The organism is Weissella sp. LMG 11983 (assembly GCF_025908495.1).
Classification (GTDB): domain Bacteria; phylum Bacillota; class Bacilli; order Lactobacillales; family Lactobacillaceae; genus Weissella; species Weissella fermenti.
On record NZ_JAOZFD010000001.1, the window covers coordinates 134,852 to 152,573 of the forward strand.

At 44.6% G+C, this 17,722-nt stretch carries 20 protein-coding genes and 1 pseudogene; all 21 read right to left on the minus strand.

Going from position 1 to position 17,722, the window contains the following annotated elements; all coding sequences use genetic code 11:
• Positions 1-25: 25 nt before the first annotated feature.
• A complete protein-coding gene (locus OIT45_RS00830; RefSeq protein ID WP_199404431.1) occupies positions 26-205 on the minus strand; it encodes a hypothetical protein in 180 nt (59 codons plus the stop codon).
• Positions 206-417: 212 nt separating this feature from the next.
• Positions 418-1,047, minus strand: a complete 630-nt coding sequence (gene yihA, locus OIT45_RS00835; RefSeq protein ID WP_135797613.1) for a ribosome biogenesis GTP-binding protein YihA/YsxC — start codon at positions 1,045-1,047, stop codon at positions 418-420.
• Between the two features lie 18 nt (positions 1,048-1,065).
• Positions 1,066-2,319: an ATP-dependent Clp protease ATP-binding subunit ClpX gene (gene clpX / locus OIT45_RS00840; RefSeq protein ID WP_003609945.1), complete on the minus strand. Its 1,254-nt coding sequence runs from the start codon at positions 2,317-2,319 to the stop codon at positions 1,066-1,068.
• Between the two features lie 172 nt (positions 2,320-2,491).
• Complete coding sequence (gene tig / locus OIT45_RS00845; protein ID WP_199404430.1) at positions 2,492-3,781, minus strand: trigger factor; 1,290 nt, start codon at positions 3,779-3,781, stop codon at positions 2,492-2,494.
• A 136-nt stretch (positions 3,782-3,917) separates the two neighbouring features.
• A complete protein-coding gene (locus OIT45_RS00850) occupies positions 3,918-4,355 on the minus strand; it encodes a nucleoside 2-deoxyribosyltransferase (protein ID WP_003609953.1) in 438 nt (145 codons plus the stop codon).
• Positions 4,356-4,489: 134 nt separating this feature from the next.
• Positions 4,490-5,026: a ClbS/DfsB family four-helix bundle protein gene (locus OIT45_RS00855; RefSeq protein WP_199404429.1), complete on the minus strand. Its 537-nt coding sequence runs from the start codon at positions 5,024-5,026 to the stop codon at positions 4,490-4,492.
• A 257-nt stretch (positions 5,027-5,283) separates the two neighbouring features.
• A complete protein-coding gene (gene tuf, locus OIT45_RS00860; protein WP_195226865.1) occupies positions 5,284-6,471 on the minus strand; it encodes an elongation factor Tu in 1,188 nt (395 codons plus the stop codon).
• A 214-nt stretch (positions 6,472-6,685) separates the two neighbouring features.
• On the minus strand, positions 6,686-7,603 hold the full coding sequence (locus OIT45_RS00865; protein WP_199404428.1) for a hypothetical protein: 918 nt from the start codon (positions 7,601-7,603) through the stop codon (positions 6,686-6,688).
• Between the two features lie 54 nt (positions 7,604-7,657).
• Entirely contained in the window at positions 7,658-9,604 is a 1,947-nt protein-coding gene (locus OIT45_RS00870; RefSeq protein ID WP_199404427.1) for a ribonuclease J, read from the minus strand.
• 160 nt (positions 9,605-9,764) lie between these two features.
• Entirely contained in the window at positions 9,765-9,989 is a 225-nt protein-coding gene (locus OIT45_RS00875; protein WP_199404426.1) for a hypothetical protein, read from the minus strand.
• Between the two features lie 128 nt (positions 9,990-10,117).
• Complete coding sequence (locus OIT45_RS00880) at positions 10,118-10,978, minus strand: IS3 family transposase (protein WP_264329911.1); 861 nt, start codon at positions 10,976-10,978, stop codon at positions 10,118-10,120.
• Between the two features lie 8 nt (positions 10,979-10,986).
• The gene (locus OIT45_RS00885; protein ID WP_264330220.1) at positions 10,987-11,472 is read right to left on the minus strand and encodes a helix-turn-helix domain-containing protein; all 486 of its coding nucleotides are present in this window, start codon (positions 11,470-11,472) and stop codon (positions 10,987-10,989) included.
• A gap of 98 nt (positions 11,473-11,570) precedes the next feature.
• Complete coding sequence (gene rpsT / locus OIT45_RS00890) at positions 11,571-11,825, minus strand: 30S ribosomal protein S20 (protein WP_003609969.1); 255 nt, start codon at positions 11,823-11,825, stop codon at positions 11,571-11,573.
• Positions 11,826-11,879: 54 nt separating this feature from the next.
• Entirely contained in the window at positions 11,880-12,149 is a 270-nt protein-coding gene (gene rpsO / locus OIT45_RS00895; protein WP_003609971.1) for a 30S ribosomal protein S15, read from the minus strand.
• 140 nt (positions 12,150-12,289) lie between these two features.
• Positions 12,290-13,311: pseudogene (holA, locus tag OIT45_RS00900) on the minus strand (DNA polymerase III subunit delta).
• Between the two features lie 63 nt (positions 13,312-13,374).
• Positions 13,375-15,609 carry a ComEC/Rec2 family competence protein gene (locus OIT45_RS00905; RefSeq protein WP_199404716.1) on the minus strand — a complete coding sequence of 745 codons (2,235 nt, stop codon included), beginning with the start codon at positions 15,607-15,609 and terminating at the stop codon, positions 13,375-13,377.
• Positions 15,609-16,268 (minus strand): ComEA family DNA-binding protein, encoded by a 660-nt coding sequence (locus OIT45_RS00910; RefSeq protein ID WP_199404717.1) that lies wholly within the window; start codon positions 16,266-16,268, stop codon positions 15,609-15,611. The genes OIT45_RS00905 and OIT45_RS00910 overlap by 1 nt, the downstream gene beginning before the upstream one ends.
• Before the next feature lie 88 nt (positions 16,269-16,356).
• Positions 16,357-16,641, minus strand: coding sequence for a DUF1292 domain-containing protein (locus OIT45_RS00915; RefSeq protein ID WP_135797603.1), 285 nt, complete (start codon positions 16,639-16,641; stop codon positions 16,357-16,359).
• Positions 16,642-16,706: 65 nt separating this feature from the next.
• Positions 16,707-16,991 carry a DUF1292 domain-containing protein gene (locus OIT45_RS00920; RefSeq protein WP_003609979.1) on the minus strand — a complete coding sequence of 95 codons (285 nt, stop codon included), beginning with the start codon at positions 16,989-16,991 and terminating at the stop codon, positions 16,707-16,709.
• A 13-nt stretch (positions 16,992-17,004) separates the two neighbouring features.
• On the minus strand, positions 17,005-17,439 hold the full coding sequence (ruvX, locus tag OIT45_RS00925; protein WP_039968505.1) for a Holliday junction resolvase RuvX: 435 nt from the start codon (positions 17,437-17,439) through the stop codon (positions 17,005-17,007).
• Between the two features lie 30 nt (positions 17,440-17,469).
• Entirely contained in the window at positions 17,470-17,721 is a 252-nt protein-coding gene (locus OIT45_RS00930) for an IreB family regulatory phosphoprotein (RefSeq protein WP_003609984.1), read from the minus strand.
• Position 17,722 lies beyond the last annotated feature (1 nt).

Consider the following 17,722-nt stretch of genomic DNA (forward strand, 5'->3'; position numbering starts at 1 on the left):
TTTGGACCGGCTTAACATTGTCTTGCTAAACCATTTCCGAATTTGTTTGCGCTGTAACACTATCAGCATTAGCGACAATGGTTGTACCGCCGAATATCATCAAACCTGCAATACCAGAAATAATAAACTTTCCTGCCTTATATAGCCGAGTTGATGCAGCACGTCGGCCAGTTTCTGGATTATAATTGCGATTCTTAATAAACATAAATATTTCTCCCCTCGATATATTTACTAAATTCGTGACCTGCTTAGGTTTTACACAGAATTACAATAAACCTAATCAGCTACCTATCCCAATCAAATAAATATCGCTAGTCAAAATATTTTGAAAAATCCATTCAAATACGGCGCCCTGACTAGTGTTTCGCGGGTATAAAAAAAGCGTTGAAAAATCAACGCTCCAAAAATTATTTATTATTAGTCTTCGTAATCTTCAGGATCGAAGTCCGTACCATCTAGCATACGAGCTTCTAGCCAATCCCAAACATTGTCCTTACCATACTTCGTTTCTGATGAGAAAATCTCAAAGTCAGAAACATCGGGGTTGAATTGCAACCCACGCTTGATGTCAGCTTCAGCCTTGTTCCACTTACCGCGTGAAATCTTGTCGGCCTTCGTCGCAACAACAAGCACTGGCAAACCAATGTCATCTGAAGTCAACCAGTTGTACATCTCGATGTCTTCCTTAGAAGGCATGTGACGGGCATCAACCAGTTGTACGATTCCCTTCAAAGGCTCACGTGTACGCAAGTATTCACCAATCATTACAGCGAATTCTTCACGGGCCTTCTTTGACACCTTGGCATAACCGTAACCAGGCACGTCGACGAAGAAAATTTGATCCTCTACCTTGTAGAAGTTCAATGTTTGCGTCTTACCTGGTTGTGATGACGTACGAGCAAATGACTTGCGGTTAATCAAAACGTTCGTCAATGATGACTTGCCAACGTTTGAACGACCAACAAAAGCCACCTCTGGCAACCCATCAGTTGGGTATTGGCTCGCACGAACGGCAGACATTACCATTTCGACATTGTGTACTTCCATGATAAATCCTCCGTTTAATTATGCTTGTTCAGTGACCAATTCAGGTTGCTCGTGGTTCAACACGGCACCTTCCGTAATAATAACGCCATTAACGTCATCACGTGAAGGCACGTCGAACATCACGTCACGCATCGTTTCTTCGATGATTGAACGCAAGCCACGGGCTCCCGTCTCACGCTCGATAGCCAAGTGGGCCATCGCCTTCAAAGCTTCAGGCGTGAACGTCAAAGCAACACCTTCTAGGGCCAACAAAGCTTGGTATTGCTTAACCAAAGCGTTCTTAGGCTCTGTCAAAATGCGAACCAAGTCATCTTCAGTCAATTCTTCCAAAGCTGTCAAAATTGGCAAACGACCAATGAATTCTGGAATCAAACCAAAGCTCATCAAGTCTTCAGGCACAACTTGTTGCATGATTGACTTGTCTGACGTGTTGAATTGTTGCGTCTTTGAATCCGTTCCGAATCCAATAACCTTCGCACCAACACGCTCCTTAACCATTTGTTCAATACCTGCAAAGGCACCACCGACGATGAACAAAATGTTCGTCGTATCAATTTGGATGAACTCTTGGTTAGGGTGCTTACGTCCTCCTTGAGGTGGAACGTTAGCAATCGTACCTTCTAGCATCTTCAAAAGGGCTTGTTGCACACCTTCACCAGAAACGTCTCGGGTAATTGAAACGTTTTCGGCCTTCTTGGCAATCTTGTCAATTTCGTCGATGTAGATGATACCAGTTTCAGCACGCTCGACATCGTAGTCGGCGGCTTGGATCAACTTCAAAAGAATGTTTTCAACGTCTTCTCCGACGTATCCAGCTTCAGTCAAAGTCGTGGCATCCGCAATTGCGAATGGCACGTTCAATAGCTTAGCCATTGATTGTGCGATGTACGTCTTACCAGACCCAGTAGGTCCAATCATGGCGATGTTTGACTTTTGCAGTTCAACACCTTCAGCCCCAGTTTCGCCCGTCAACATCGCGTTAACGCGCTTGTAGTGGTTGTAGACGGCAACTGCAAGAGTACGCTTAGCTTCGTCTTGTCCGATAACATAAGAATTCAAGTTATCGACAATTTCACGTGGTGTTTTCAAAGTCAATGTGCGCTCCAATGCATCTTGTTGCAAATCTTCATTAATAATATCTTGTGCCAAAGCCACACATTCGTTACAAATGTATACGCCAGGCCCTGCGATAAGCTTCTTCACTTCAGTAGAAGCCTTACCACAGAATGAACAGTAGGCAATGCCGTTTGAATTATCGGTTGTATTAAACACTGTTCAACCTCCTGTAAGTTTTTAAACGTTAGACTAAACGTAAGTTACCTACTATTGTACCAGAGATTTTGTGTTTTTTAATACGATATTCTTAGACCTTATATAGTGTAACACTGCAAAAAGAGGTTAGACTCGAAAAAGTCTAACCTCTTTTGTTTAACGTTTAATTGAATTAAGCTTCAACAGCGTTATCAACGATCATGTCAACAACTTGCTTGATAGCAATGTCGTGTGACAACATGTCGTCTGACAAAGCACCGCGAACAGCAGCTTCGTCCATACCGTATTGGTCAGCCAATGACTTTACTTCAGCAGCAATATCGTCAGCTGATGGCTTGATGTTTTCTGCCTTAACAATAGCTTCCAATACCAAGTTCGTCTTTACACGACGCTCAGCACCTTCTTCGTATTGCTTGTGCAAATCATCTTCTGATGAACCAGTGATTTGGTAGTACAACTCTGGTGAGATACCTTGTTGTTGCATTGAAGCAAAGAATTGGTTCATTTGACGGTGAACGTCTTCGTGAATCATTGAGTCAGGAATTTGACCACCTTCAACAGATGCGTTGTCAACAACAGCTGCGATAGCTGCATCTTCCTTGGCATCCTTAGCTGCGTCTTCCTTAGAAGTCGTCAAGCGAGCCTTAACCTTGTCCTTCAATTCTGCCAAAGTTTCAACTTCTTCGTCGATGTCCTTTGCGAACTCGTCGTCCAAAGCTGGAACTTCCTTAGCCTTAACTTCGTGCACAGTAACAACGAACAAAGCGTCCTTACCTGCCAAGTCAGCAGCTTGGTATTCTTCTGGGAACGTTACGTTAACGTTAACAACGTCTTCGGCCTTGGCACCAACCAATTGGTCTTCGAAGCCAGGGATGAATGAGCCTGAACCCAATTCAAGTGGGTAGTTCTCACCCTTTCCACCGTCGAACTCAACACCGTCAACTGAACCAACGAAGTCGATAACAACCGTGTCGCCGTTCTTTGCAGGAGCGTCAACCAAAACCAATTCTGCTTGACCTTCTTGCAAACGAGTGATTTCAGCGTCCAATTCTTCATCAGAAACAGTAACGTCTGATGCAGGAACCTTAACACCCTTGTACTCGCCCAATTCGATTTCTGGTGCCAATTCAACTTCAGCAGTCAAAACCCAAGCTTCACCCTTGTTCATTGACTCTGCGTCGATCTTTGGTTGACCAACAGTCGTAACACCTGCTTCAGCAACTGCATCAGCAAATACATCTGGCAATACAACGTTCAAAGCGTCTTGGTACAATGACTCTTCACCGTACATTTGGAAAAAGACTTGCTTAGGCATCTTACCCTTACGGAAACCAGGAACCGTAATTTGCTTCTTAACGTCGTTAAATGCGGCGTCGATACCCTTTTCGTATACGTCAACAGGAACTTCGAACTTGATCGTTCCCTTGTTGCCTTCACCCTTAGTGAAAACTGCGTTTGCCATGTTTATTCCTCCAATAGTCACCGGTTAAAGACCGACGACATATATTATCTTTACATACTTTATAAGTCTACCGGAAAAACCGGTATTTGGCAATAAATGTAGGCCAAAACACGACATTTTTCCGACAAAAACGAACTTAGAAAAGTTGACCCTCAAACTTTGACTCTGGGTAGTTCTTAAAGTCATAAGTTGCCAAATCTTCAGCCTTGTTAACGAAGGCCGTCAACGATTCCGTCAACATCAAGTTAGTCTTGTAGTCCGTCTCTTCGACCATGATTACTGGCTTCTTCAATGCCCATGCCATACCTGCTTCAAAGGCTGTACCTGAATCAGCATCATCATCACGGAAATCAGCAACAACAACCAATGCGTCAGCGTCCAACACTTGTGTGACATCACGACGGAATACTTCTGCTGCCCATGCTGGCGTGTATTCTGGGTTATCTGTCTTTTGGTGGTGGCGTGGTGAGTAGAAATCCGTCACCGTTGGGTTAGCCTCTAGGGCTGCCTCGATACGTGCGACACGATCAATTTGCTCATCACTAAAGAATGGTGCTGCCAAATAAATTTGCATTGTTTAAAGCTCCTCTTCATTGAAAAAAGTGTATAAGCTACTCTATCACATTTGCGTTGGTCGTGAGCAACAAAATTTGCAGAAAAATGGCTCTTGAATTCATATGAATACCAAGAGCCTTGTCATACCAGTCATTACGCCTGATAAGTTTTCTTATGCGCTTTAAGCTTCTTTATTGCCCACTCATAATGTGCAACTGTGGCTGAAATACAATAACTACCAAGCGTCGTGGTACCCGTCCATGAGAAATATTGTTTGGTGAACAATGCTTCGTCAGAAAACTCTGCTATAAGTGCCATCACTTTGTCATGGCTATCATGTAGCATGGCCTTCGCATCCGCTAACGTGGTCGCTTGGTGCTTTTCCCAGAAACCAACGTTCATCTCACCGTACGTTTTCCAATTATAGGGCGCTGGTAAGAATGGTTGCTGATCACCATTTAGATTGGCATTCACCCACCGCAGTAGTAGCTGGTGCCATTCATAAAGATGAACCAACACATCTCGGATATTCTTATCGCGTCCCCAATGCGCTTCCTTACCCATCTCTGCACCAAATGCAAAGGTGGCTGCTTGTTCTTCATCCGACATGGCATCAATTAACTGCCACATCTTCTCAAATTGCTGTTCTGATGCAGTTAACAACTCCGCTTTGGTCTTTGGTCTCGCCATGATCATTTCCCCCAGTACCTAGTATTTACCGTCAGAATACCATTCACGAGACGAAAGTCCCAACAATATGCCTAGGTAAAGCAGACTGAGAGTGTCGGAGGTTTTTTGGCCTCCAACGTGACCAAGTCGCCCTTATCAGGCGTAAGACCAAAAGCTGCTGTGATAAACAAAAAGAGAGTTATGACATACGAATATGTCATAACTCTCTTTTTTGAGCAGCCTAAGCTACATTGGAAAATTTTACGTTAACCGTAAAATTAGTCCTTGATTTCTGAAACAGTTCCGGCACCGACAGTACGTCCACCTTCACGAACCGTAAACTTCAATCCCTTTTCGATGGCAACTGGTGCGATCAATTCGATATCGAATGTTACGTTGTCACCAGGCATAACCATTTCAACGCCTTCTGGCAATTGAACTACACCCGTAACGTCAGTCGTGTGGAAGTAGAATTGTGGACGGTAGTTAGTGAAGAATGGCGTGTGACGGCCTCCTTCTTCCTTAGTCAAAACATAAACTTCGGCCAAGAACTTAGTGTGCGTTTGGATTGAACCAGGCTTAGCCAAAACTTGACCACGCTCGATTTCCTTACGATCAACACCACGCAACAATGCACCGATGTTGTCACCAGCTTGACCTTGTTGCATTGACTTACGGAACATTTCGATTCCAGTAACAACAGTCTTACGAACGTCTTCGTGCAAACCAACGATTTCAACTTCATCGTTCAAGTTAACAGTTCCACGGTCGATACGACCTGAAGCAACAGTACCACGACCAGTGATCGTAAATACGTCTTCGACTGGCATCAAGAATGGCTTGTCAGTGTCACGCTCTGGAGTAGGAATGTATGAGTCAACGATGTCCATCAACTCTTCGATAACCTTAACTTGTTCTGCGTCACCTTCCAAAGCCTTCAAAGCTGATCCACGGACAACTGGAATATCGTCCCCAGGGAAATCGTACTCTGACAACAATTCACGAACTTCCATTTCAACCAAGTCAATCAACTCTTCGTCGTCAACCAAGTCAACCTTGTTCAAGAATACAACCAAGTAGTCAACACCAACTTGGCGAGCCAACAAGATGTGCTCACGAGTTTGTGGCATAGGACCGTCAGTTGAAGCAACAACCAAGATAGCACCGTCCATTTGGGCAGCACCAGTGATCATGTTCTTAACGTAGTCCGCGTGACCAGGGGCGTCGATGTGGGCGTAGTGACGAGCTTCCGTCTCGTACTCGATGTGAGCAGTGTTGATCGTGATACCACGCTCACGCTCTTCAGGAGCAGCGTCGATAGCAGCAAAGTCTTGTTGCTCAGCCAATCCCTTGTCAGCCAATACCTTTGAGATAGCGGCAGTCAAAGTAGTCTTACCGTGGTCGACGTGACCGATAGTTCCAATGTTAACGTGAGGCTTAGTGCGCTCGAAATTTTCCTTAGCCAAAAGCTTGTCCTCCTAATATTCGCATGTTAGCCCTTAAATGGGCTAACCCTTATTGCTTAAATAGTATTATACTACATTCCTTACAGAACTAAAACAACTTGGTGCGAAAATCTTTGTAATTTCTCTATATGAGACTGGAATTATTATATATAACTTGGCGATTTTTGTAAATATTTTTTACCTAAATTCGACTATCAATTTCAAAATAGTTTTTTTAAGGCATTAATCCCATCATTTCTTGCCCTAATTTTGCCCGCCAAGATTGTTGTTCAACCGGCTCCACTGGGGCATTTTCACCCATCGCCTCCGCCATTAAACCAGCTGCCCAAGCGCGCGGGTTCTCAACAACGCGATCAATTGCTGGATAAGCAATCATCAACATCAAACGCGCTTGTTCAACTAACGCATGTACCGTGGCTGGGCCAATTTCGTGTTCATACCCCGATAATGTCGACACAATCGTTTGAAAAAGAGCCATTTCATCTAGTGACTGCAACTCATTCGGCACAAGTGTCATCGTCGTTTCATCTAACCACGTCATCTCAACCGACTCGGTCACCTTCAAACGACGCAACTTATCTAGAACTGTTACGCGAGAAATCGCTGGTAAGAACGGGTCAACTAATGCAAATCGTGCGCCAACCAGGTACTCACGTAGCGGTAACTTGTCAGCGGCAATTAGGCGTTCCTTTTGATTAATGGCATCCCCGTCACTAAGGTGATAGAACTGACGTGCAATCGTGTTCAACGTCGCCTTTTGTTCTGTTCTAAACGTTTCTTCAGCAGTTTCGATATCTGATACTAATGCAGTCGCAACATTTGGCGCCACCCACGTCACAAATTCACGTGCTGCGATAAATTGTTGATTCTTTAATGCCACCGTGACATATAGTTCAGCCAATTCGGCACTTTCTAAATATGAATCAATGAATTCATCCGCAAACAATTGCGCTGTCTTGAATTGACCATCCGCTAATAGCACACGCGTAATCAATTGATTAAGTTCTGGCGTTTGTTGCAAATCATATGCTTCGTCAAATGCATCCAGTGCTGGACCGAATGCATGGTTTTCATACGCTTCTGTTCCCTTTGCTAGTAGCAGCTCGTAACGTTGCGTTTGTTCTTCGTTCATGAGGCATCCTTCCTAACAAACAAGCGTCGACCCGTTAGAATCGACGCTTGTGTTTTATTCAGCTGATGGTGCTGAGTCTGAACCTTGCGTTGCCTTTGGCTTGCGACGACGTGGACGACGCTTCTTTTTCTTAGCGACCTCCGCCCCGTTTTCAGCTGGCTTAGCAGGTTGATTATTATTATTCTTAGCAGGCGCCGGCTTATTAGCATTTGCGTTCTGCTTCTTCTTTGGCTTGTTATTTTGCTTTTGTGACTTGTTTGCTTCAGGAGCATCAGCCTTCTTGGCGTTCGTCTTGCTTGCTGAACGCTTGCGACGACGACCGTTTTGGTTAGCTTCCATGATAACTGGCAAAATCACTGGCTTACGACGTGTTTGCTCGTACAAGAACTTACCCAATGCATCGCGAACAGAGTTCTTAAGGTTACCCCAGTCGAATTCCTTGGCGTTCTTGATGCCTTCAGCAACGGTCGTTTCAACCAAGTCACCAGCCTCGCGAATCAAATCACGTGATGTCTTCACATAAACGAATCCACGTGAATCAATCTTCGGCTTTGAGATAATCTTCTTTTTCTTACGATCAATCGTCACAACGGCGATGAATACACCGTCTTCTGACAGGATGCGACGGTCGTTCAACACAATAGAACCGATATCACCGACACCAGATCCGTCGATCATCGTTGAGCCAACTTGGATTGAACCACCCAAGTACATTTCTTCACCATCCCAGCGAAGATTGTCACCCTTAGCAAGCAAGAATACGTGGTTATCATCGTAACCGACTTGTTCAGCAGCCTTGTAAGCTGCGTTCAAGACGCGGTACTCACCTTGTACAGGGATAACATTCTTAGGCTTCAACAAGTTCAACAAGAGTTGGAAATCTTCCTTAGATGCATGACCTGAAGACTTCTTATCGGTTGAAATTTGCTTAACCGTTGCACCGGCACGGAACAACATGTCACGCGTACGTGCCACGTAACCTTCCATAGCCGTTGAAGGTGTCGTCGTAATGAAGACCAAGTCACCTTCTTGGATTTGGATGTTGCGATCATCACCTTGCGCCATGCGTTGCAAGTGACGAATTGGCTCACCCATCTTACCCGTCTCAAGGATAACTGTCTCGTTAGGCTCCAACTTGCCCAAGTTCTTCAAAGAAACAAATAGTTCATTTTCAGGCATTGGCAAGTGCAACTTCTTCAAACGCAAAGCTGTACGAACAACCTTTTCCAAGTCGTTTCCAGAAATCACAATCTTACGACCAACCTTAAAGGCAGCGTCGATAACTTGTTGGATACGTTGGATGTTTGAAGCAACCGCAGCAACGATGATACGACCCTCAGTGTGACCGCGGAACGTATCCAAAACGTAGCTACCCAATTCAGATTCGTGGGCTGCCAAACCGTAGCTAGCTGTACCTGCTGCATCAGCAAGCAAAGCGATAACACCCTTAGCACCAATTTGTGCCAAACGCGCCAAATCAGTACGGTAATATGGCAATGCCGTTGTATCAATCTTAAAATCACCAGTGTAGACGACTTGTCCTTCTGGCGTCTCAATAACAATTCCAAGTGATTCTGGAATCGTGTGTGTCGTCTCAAAGAATGAAACGGTCACATCCCCAAATGATACTTCTGAGTTACCACGAACCACGTGGTAATCATCAAACCCCTTTGCTTCAGGCTCTGCTTCCACAGCCAACTTAGCCAATTCAATCGTTAGTTCTGATCCGAAGACCGGCACTTTAACCTCACTCAACAAGTAAGGCAATGCACCAATTGCATCCGCGTGTCCGTGTGTCAAAAAGACACCGGCAATCTTATCTGCGTTCTCTACCAAGTAGGCAAAGTCAGGAATGACAACGTCAACTCCTAGCAAATCGCTTTCTGGGTACTTCAACCCTGCATCCAAAATAAAAATGTCTTCACCGACGGTAACTGCGTACATGTTCTTTCCATTTTCACGTACACCACCGAACGGCATAATACTTAATGTCGTAGCCATAATGTTCCTATTCTCGTTATATTTCACGGGTCAGCACAACCCAAACGTTTGTATGATTTATTACAAGTTTACCACACAATGCCTGCCCTACCAACAACGAGAAAATATATTTTGGATTATATGCATGCAACAAAAAAGGCGATTGATCGCCCAACAATAATTATCTTAACCCCTGCCATATGCCCAACAACGCCAACAATCCAAAAACAACACCTACAAATAGGTTCCAAGACTGGCCACTTTTCTTAGCCGCGTATATAAACATGACCGACATTAGTACATTGAAAGCAACGTTAAACCACCCTTGGTAAATCACACTTAAAACAAACAACACAACAGCCACTGGCAGAACCACCCATGACATCTTATCAATTTGATTTTTCATACTATTTACCCATACCGTAATTTAATAACTACGGCCCCCTCATTAATATTAATGTTACAAACTTATTATATATCTGTAGACAACAAAAAAGACCAACATGAACTGAACCCCAAAAATTGGAGTGAAGTTTAAGCGGCTAACTGGTCGGAAAGATTTCGGTATTGAACCGGAGTTCTTCCGGCCAGTTTTGTTTTTATCCGCTTATTGTTGTAGTAATAGACATAGTTAGTTATGGCGGACTTTAATTCGTCATAACTTTGATAGTGGTTGTTATGTACCGTTCCTACCTTCAAGATGTGGAAGATACTCTCAGCCATTGCGTTATCTAGGCATGTCGCTTTGCGACTCATGCTTTGGAACACACGGTTAGTCTTTAGCCGTGATACATACTCATAATTTTGATATTGGAAACCTTGGTCAGAGTGAATTGTCATTCGATAATTCAATTCTGGCCTATTTTGTAGAAGCTCATCTAATGGCTTTGTGACGAACTCGACAGTTGGATGAATATCGATATTCCAAGTGAGAATCTCACCACTATAAACATCAATATAGGCGGTGAAATAAGCACGTTCAGCCATCGTGCCTGATCCCCAACGGACTTCAGTGACGTCGGTGAGAACCTTCTGATATGGTCGATCCGTTGTGAACCGACGGTTTACACGATTCGGTGAGATATGTCCGACAGTGCCGGCGTAAGAATTGTACTTCCGTGTCAGACGGTTGAAAGCAGTACAGAGAAGCCCGTTCATCTTCATAATTTTCAGCACAACCTTATGGTTGGTGTTGAAGCCACGATTACGAAGCTCTTGTGTGACACGACGGTAACCGTAGTCCGGGTTGTCATCACGAATTGATATAATCTCATCAATTAACTCACGTGGATACTCCTTGTACGCACGCTTGCACGCGTCATGATAACTACTGCTAGACATCTCGGCTACTTGAAGAAGCAGCTTCAACTTGCACTTCAACTCTTGCCTTAGCACAGTGATTACTACCGCTTTGTCTTGGTTTGTAATTTCTTCTTTTCCTGAGCTAAGGCCTCGAGTTTTTCCAAGTAGGCTACCTTAATTCGAAGTAGTTCATTCTCTTCTTCGAGCTTCTTGATCTTGTCGTGTTCTTGCTTATTCATAGTTCGTTTCCGCCTTCGTTTATCAGGTTTTAGCCGACCAGACTCCAACGCACGTTCCCACTGCCAAATCAACGAAGGGCTAGTCACCCTGAACTTTTTCGCTGCTACAGGATAAGACGCGTGATGTGTAAGTCGCCAATTAATTACCTTGATTTTAAAGGAATACGGATAACTTGTCTGCTTTCTATGGGAATCTTTAATTCCATATACTCCGTCACGTTTTATGGAGTCCACCCAGATTCCAAGCGTTGATGATCCCTTAATTCCGAATTTCTTGCGTATTTCAACAGTCGGTACACCTTTGAGGTACAGAGAAACTGCTTCTATTTGAATTTCTTTTGAAAACATACAAAAACCCCATGAGTTAGATTTGCTCCAACTCATGGGGTTCAGTTCAACACCCAAAGATGTTGGTCTTTTTTCAGTTTGCTATCGCAAGTAATAAATTACTTGTTCAACAAAGCTGCCAAACGTGACTTGTCACGTGAAGCCTTGTTCTTAGCAATCAAGCCCTTTGATGCGGCACGATCGATAGCTGACGTAGCGTTAACAAACAACTCTTGCAAGTTGTCTGCACCAGCTTCAGCAGCCTTACGGAACTTCTTCACTTCAGTACGGTATGCACTCAATTGTGAGATGTTACGCTCGCGTTGCACCTTGTTCAAGCGGGCACGTTGGATTGATGACTCAATAATTGGCATCGCTTTTCCCTCCGATGATAAATGTCAAAATAACGTACGTTGTTAATGTAAAAATTAACGACGCAATCCAAGCTTTTGGATCAACTCACGGTAACGTTGAACGTCGTTGTCACGCAAGTAACGCAACAAGTTACGACGGTGACCGATCTTCTTCATCAACCCACGTTGTGAGTGGAAGTCGTGCTTGTGCTCTGACATGTGTGCGTTCAATTCGTTGATGTCAGCAGTCAAAACTGCAACTTGAACTTCAACTGAACCAGTATCACCTTCGTGACGTGCGAATTCCTTGATGATTTCATTCTTGCGTTGTGCAGAAATAGCCATGTTGGATATCCACCTTTCTTAATATATAGTCGCCTAAAACAACGTAGGACGACGGTGAACCGTCAAACATCGTAAAAGGTCGTGTGCTTTTGCACTTCAAATATAATACTAAACTTTCTAACTTGATGCAAGTAGAAATCCTAGGCAATATCAGCTTGGTAACGCAACACGAATAATTCAAAGAGCAATTCAGGATCGCGTGCCGTTGATTTAAGCTGTTCTTCCATATCAACTAGCCCAAGATAAGCCTTAGCTAGTGCGGTATAACTGAAACGACGGACCGTCTGACGGCCAAGCTTCACACGGTATGGATTTACCTTCAACATCGATGCCGTACCTGATTCACTTTGAGTCGATGACTTCACCTGCAACAACAAGCGGAATTGTCCTAGCAACGCTGCGTGCAATCGCAATGGTGCCTCACCACTCTCGACCAATTCATGATACAACTCCACTGCGCGCGTTAGCTTACGGTTCAATAGCGCATTAATCAAGTCGAAGATGTTTTCGCTCAGCGTACGCGTTACCAAGGCATCAACGGCTTGTTCGTCAATTTGCTTCGTGTCGTAGGCATATAGCATCAACTTATCAAGCTCAGACATAATCTGTGTTAATGACATGTTCGTCAAGCGAATTAGCAGTTGCATGGCAGGTCCAGACATTTCAAAGCCACCTTGGCGCAGCTTGTCATTAATCATGTTGCGTACATCTTTTTCAGTTAAGTCACCAAATGCTAGATACGCCGCTTTCTCTTTAAGCAACTTAACAATCTTCTTGCGACTATCAAGCTTCTCGTATGGCGCAAAAATCACCAAGACCGTTTGTGGTTCGGGATGCTCAACGTAAGCCAACAAGTCTTCGACGTGGTGTTCAACCTTTGTCCTTGGATTTCCCCAGTCAAGAAGTAGGCATCATCGATAATCACGACGCGGCGGTCACCGAAAAACGGCACTGACCGTGCATCATCAACTGCAATTCCTAACGCCGTTTCACGCATATCAAATTGCGCCAAATTCAACGTGCGGTCCTCGTCCGGAATCAGACTCACAAACGCCGCACGAACTTGATCAAGCAAATATTGGTCCGTACCTTGAATGAGGTAGATTGGCTGTAATGTTTGCTTTGCAACATCTTGTTGCACATCTTTCAGCGTATAAGCCATGCCCACGCCTCCTCGTTTTAATCGTATCTCTACTGTATCATGTTGCCTCCTGAACGTGAATAGCTACTTGATTTCAGCTTGCCACCAATCTCGATTTCCACGCCAGCGGTACTGTAACATGCCACTTTCGGCTGTATTAAACACCACCATACCCTGCTGTTTGGCCGTGACCAATGTTTCTTTGTTTGGGTGCCCAAATCGATTATTCACACCCGCAGAAACGATACCAATTTGCGACTTTAACGCCTGCACAAATGATGGTGCGGTACTCGTTTTTGAACCGTGGTGCCCAAACTTAAGAAGTTCCACTTGTCGGAATTGGTTGTTCTGGATAATTCGTTCCTCACCGGCCTGGTCCAAATCGCCTGTCATCATTAGCTGCTTTGGACCGACGTTCACGAGCAATGCAACCGAATCTTCATTCTCGCCAGTTCCCGCTTCAAGTGGATGCAGTACTGTTGTCCATTCATTTAGGCGCATACCAACGCGAACTTCTCGCACTTTAGTCGTTCCGAGATAAGGTACAACCAATCGTTTGTATGCGTCGGTCTGTTGCATCCCCAACGGTACATAAATCATCTCAACCCGCACTAATTTCAGGAAATGCGGCAAGTTACCAATATGATCGACATCCTTGTGAGTCAGCACTAACTGCTGAATTTTAGTGATACCGTTACCTTTTAGATACTGTGCCAACTGTTGTGCTTGAAAATCCGTCTTGCGGGGTGCTGCCCAATCTGGTTGAGGCAACTGCAACTTACCCCCGACGTCAACCATCATCACTTGATTAGCGCGTTGTTTAATGATAGTTGCATCGCCCTGACCGACATCCACAAATGTCGCAAACCCGCCCGGCAGCAAATTAGGCAACAAGAGCATAATGCCGTAAACAGTGCCTAAAATGCCCAATAACCATCGCCGTCGAACGGCCAACCAAACTAGCGTGCCGATTAAAACAATCGCGCATAACAACATCGGTGGCTGTCCAAACGTTAATTCACCTGGCAAGCCTTCCGTTTGTGCAATCGTCCAACGTACCCCATCAATAAATGCATTACACCAGTTAGTTAGCACCGTAATATTCAACCACGCTGCAAGTATGCCCACGGTTAAAACGGGAATCACAAGCCATGTGAACGGTGGCATGGCAATCAAGTTCGCTAAGATACCAATTGGGTGCCAAGCATATGTGTGCCACAGCAACAACGGCAAAATTAGCAACGACAAGAAGACACATTGCCACCATCCCGGTTTACCTTCAAGCCATAACAAGCCAAACGTCAACAAGTAGGACAGTTGGCCACCCAGGTTATGCAACACACCCGGTTCTAAGATAAGGCCACCCAGTAGTGCAATTCCCCAGGCATCGACTGCTGACAACCGTAACCATCCCAACTCTCGCCACGCTTGGGTCAGGGCCAACAAAACAGCTCGAACTAATGATTGCACGCCACCAGCAAATAGTAGCAAGCCCAACAAAAGCACTTGCACAATTAACAACGACCGTTCGCGCGTAACACCTAACCACCGGCCAATGCGACGCCAAATCACATACAAACCGGCCACTTGAAAACCGGAAATACTAAACAAATGAACCAATCCCATTTTCTGAATGCCCAGATTATCATCGTAAAAGTCACGGCGGGTATAACCAAGAAACAACGTCTCACCGTAATCACGTAGACCAGGCGGCAACTGTTCAAACCACTGCACTAACCTGCTATGCCAAGTTCGAATTTGGCCTACAAAGAATTCACCCGCATTCGTCGGTACATAAGCCCGTTTTATCTCACCTTGCGTCAAAACAAGCTGATGCATAATACCACGGCTTCGCCAATACCCCACTGGATCAAAAGTGTATGCATTACGTCGAGGTGCAGTCTTTTCGTATCGTCCGCTACCCGATATCACAACGGCATCATGACGCCGTTGTAACTCACGAAACGGTTTTTCTTCCTTACAGAACCAAGTCAATCGAACGCGTTCTTTATTTGGCAATGTAGCAAAGCCAGCAATTGTCGTACCTGTGAAATGTAATTCGTCTGGATGCACCATAACTGTTGTTTTAACATCACCGATTGGCTGGTCGCCAAGTTGATTCAGTTGAATCTGATGTGTACCAAAAAACGTTCCATAACTTCCCATAATCAAAACGGTCAACCACACTCGCTTTTTAAAACGAGTCACCAATAAAATCAGCAACCATGCAAACATTGGCACGGCCCACCAAAATTGATGACAAATCATGACATTTAATGCGCCAACTAGCAATCCAGTCACTAACCAATAGCCGTTCATTACACCGTGACCAATGGTTCTAATTTCGCAAACGTTTTTTCACCAATCCCGGACACTTCTTGTAAATCAGCGACCGTTTTAAAACCGCCCATCGTTTCTCGTTGGTCAATAATGTCCTGTGCTCGCTTAGCGCCAACGCCAGGTAGTTGTTGTAGTTCTGCCAGCGTCGCCGTATTTAGATTGATCGTCTCGTTGCTTGCATCTCCACTTGTCGCAGTCGTTGCCGTCGCTTGACCAGGCAACGGGTACTGCTCAGGGACGTCTTCCGTTCCGTTCGGCACATATAATACCTGAGCATTAGCTAACGGTGCCGCTAAATTCAACCGCGTTCGGTCAACCGTCGGCAATGTACCACCTGCTTTTTCTAGAACCTCAGCCATAATAGGGCCATTACTAAATTTATAAACTCCCGGTCGATACACGGCCCCTTTGACATCAATCACTACTTTGGCGGTTGTTGTACTTGCTGACCTACTAACACTACTTGTTATTTGCGAAGATTGATCTGCCGCGATGCTCGGCGAAACATCACGAGGCAAGACCGGTTTTGTCTGTGAACACTGCCACCAAATAATCAAGCCGATGCCCACTGCCACCAGCCCGCTAAAGAAGAAAATCACGTGTTGGAACCGATAATAAAGTGCTTTTAAAGTCGTCATTTATTTCCCCTCCAGTAATAAAGAGGCGAAAACCGACAAAAAGTCCAAAAAAAATGCGACGAATCGCAAAATTCGTCGCAAATAATTTCTATTGCAAGTTTGGATCGTTGAAAATCGTGTTCATCACTTCTTCAACCATATCAAACTCTTCTTCTGTTTCGATTGGTTGCAGCATACCTTCTTCGTCATCCTTGTTGTAGATGAATGGCATGATACCAACTTCTTCATCGTCATCACCTTCCATGGCTGCATCAGCAGGACCAAGGATGATGTATGACTTACCAAAGTCTTCTGAATCAAAAGAGAACAACTCAATAAATTCGTGCTCGTTACCTTCTTCGTCAGTCAAGATAAACAATTCAGCTTCATTCATGTTGCATTCCTTTCGTACTTAACAAAAAATGGCCGATTCATCACCGGCCATCAATTGTACTAAAATTAGTCTTCTTGTTCGTCCAAGAATTGGTTCAAACGCTCTTCAACCATTGACCACTCATCGTCGTCTTCGATTGGCGTCAAACCACCCTCAGTAGACTCTGCAGTCTCGTCTGGGTCAAAGATGTATGCCAACATCTCTACTTCTTCGTCTTCGCCTGCACCAGCTGGGTACAAAACGATGTATGACTTACCGTAATCTTCTGACTTAAACGTGAACAACACTTCGAAAAGTTGCTCATCGCCATTGTCATCGATCAACGTGATAATGTCTTGCTCTTCGTCCATCTCAATTTACCTCTTACTTTACAAGTGGGCCTTTGCGATCCAAATAGTTTTGGAGAATCAAGGCAGCTGCCAACTTATCAATCACCTGCTTGCGCTTCTTACGAGACGCATCGGCTTCCTCAACAAGCATACGTTCTGCCTCAACCGTCGTCAAGCGTTCGTCCTGGAAATCGATTGGTAACCCGAAAGTTTCCGTTAGCAATTCACCATAGGCTTGCGCTGCTTCAACACGCGGACCAGATGTATTATTCATGTTCTTTGGTAGACCAAGTACAAAGCCAGTTGGCTCAAATTGGGCTACCAGTTCCTTCATACGGTCGATACCGAACTCTTTTTCATCCTCGTTAATGCGAATGATTTCAACACCTTGTGCCGTCCAACCAAGTAGATCAGATACCGCCACACCAACAGTGCGTGACCCGACATCAAGTCCCATAATTCGTCCCATTATTAATCGACCATTCCTTTCTGAATCAGACTACTTAGCCAAGTAATCCTTCACAAGCGCTTCAATGATTTCATCACGTTCGAACTTGCGAATCAAGTTACGTGCATCATTAACACGTGGAATGTACGCTGGATCGTTTGAAATCAAGTAACCAACGATTTGGTTGATTGGGTTATAACCCTTTTCTTCCAATGCGGCGTATACAATTTCAAGCGTCTTACGCACGTCGTGATCTTGGTTGTTTCCAAAATCAAAAACAGCTGTATTATCCAATGAACTCATA

Excerpts from the sequence above, each read along its gene's own strand:
- OIT45_RS00920 (WP_003609979.1), bottom strand. The coding sequence starts at position 16,991 with ATGGACGAAGAGCAAGACATTATCACGTTGATCGATGACAATGGCGAT.
- OIT45_RS00830 (WP_199404431.1), bottom strand. The coding sequence starts at position 205 with ATGTTTATTAAGAATCGCAATTATAATCCAGAAACTGGCCGACGTGCT.
- rpsT (WP_003609969.1), bottom strand. The coding sequence starts at position 11,825 with ATGCCAATTATTGAGTCATCAATCCAACGTGCCCGCTTGAACAAGGTG.
- OIT45_RS00915 (WP_135797603.1), bottom strand. The coding sequence starts at position 16,641 with ATGAATGAAGCTGAATTGTTTATCTTGACTGACGAAGAAGGTAACGAG.
- OIT45_RS00885 (WP_264330220.1), bottom strand. The coding sequence starts at position 11,472 with ATGTTTTCAAAAGAAATTCAAATAGAAGCAGTTTCTCTGTACCTCAAA.
- OIT45_RS00875 (WP_199404426.1), bottom strand. The coding sequence starts at position 9,989 with ATGAAAAATCAAATTGATAAGATGTCATGGGTGGTTCTGCCAGTGGCT.
- OIT45_RS00865 (WP_199404428.1), bottom strand. The coding sequence starts at position 7,603 with ATGAACGAAGAACAAACGCAACGTTACGAGCTGCTACTAGCAAAGGGA.
- OIT45_RS00910 (WP_199404717.1), bottom strand. The coding sequence starts at position 16,268 with ATGACGACTTTAAAAGCACTTTATTATCGGTTCCAACACGTGATTTTC.
- OIT45_RS00855 (WP_199404429.1), bottom strand. The coding sequence starts at position 5,026 with ATGGCGAGACCAAAGACCAAAGCGGAGTTGTTAACTGCATCAGAACAG.
- rpsO (WP_003609971.1), bottom strand. The coding sequence starts at position 12,149 with ATGGCTATTTCTGCACAACGCAAGAATGAAATCATCAAGGAATTCGCA.
- OIT45_RS00905 (WP_199404716.1), bottom strand. The coding sequence starts at position 15,609 with ATGAACGGCTATTGGTTAGTGACTGGATTGCTAGTTGGCGCATTAAAT.
- OIT45_RS00930 (WP_003609984.1), bottom strand. The coding sequence starts at position 17,721 with ATGAGTTCATTGGATAATACAGCTGTTTTTGATTTTGGAAACAACCAA.
- yihA (WP_135797613.1), bottom strand. The coding sequence starts at position 1,047 with ATGGAAGTACACAATGTCGAAATGGTAATGTCTGCCGTTCGTGCGAGC.
- ruvX (WP_039968505.1), bottom strand. The coding sequence starts at position 17,439 with ATGGGACGAATTATGGGACTTGATGTCGGGTCACGCACTGTTGGTGTG.
- tig (WP_199404430.1), bottom strand. The coding sequence starts at position 3,781 with ATGGCAAACGCAGTTTTCACTAAGGGTGAAGGCAACAAGGGAACGATC.
- OIT45_RS00870 (WP_199404427.1), bottom strand. The coding sequence starts at position 9,604 with ATGGCTACGACATTAAGTATTATGCCGTTCGGTGGTGTACGTGAAAAT.
- OIT45_RS00850 (WP_003609953.1), bottom strand. The coding sequence starts at position 4,355 with ATGCAAATTTATTTGGCAGCACCATTCTTTAGTGATGAGCAAATTGAT.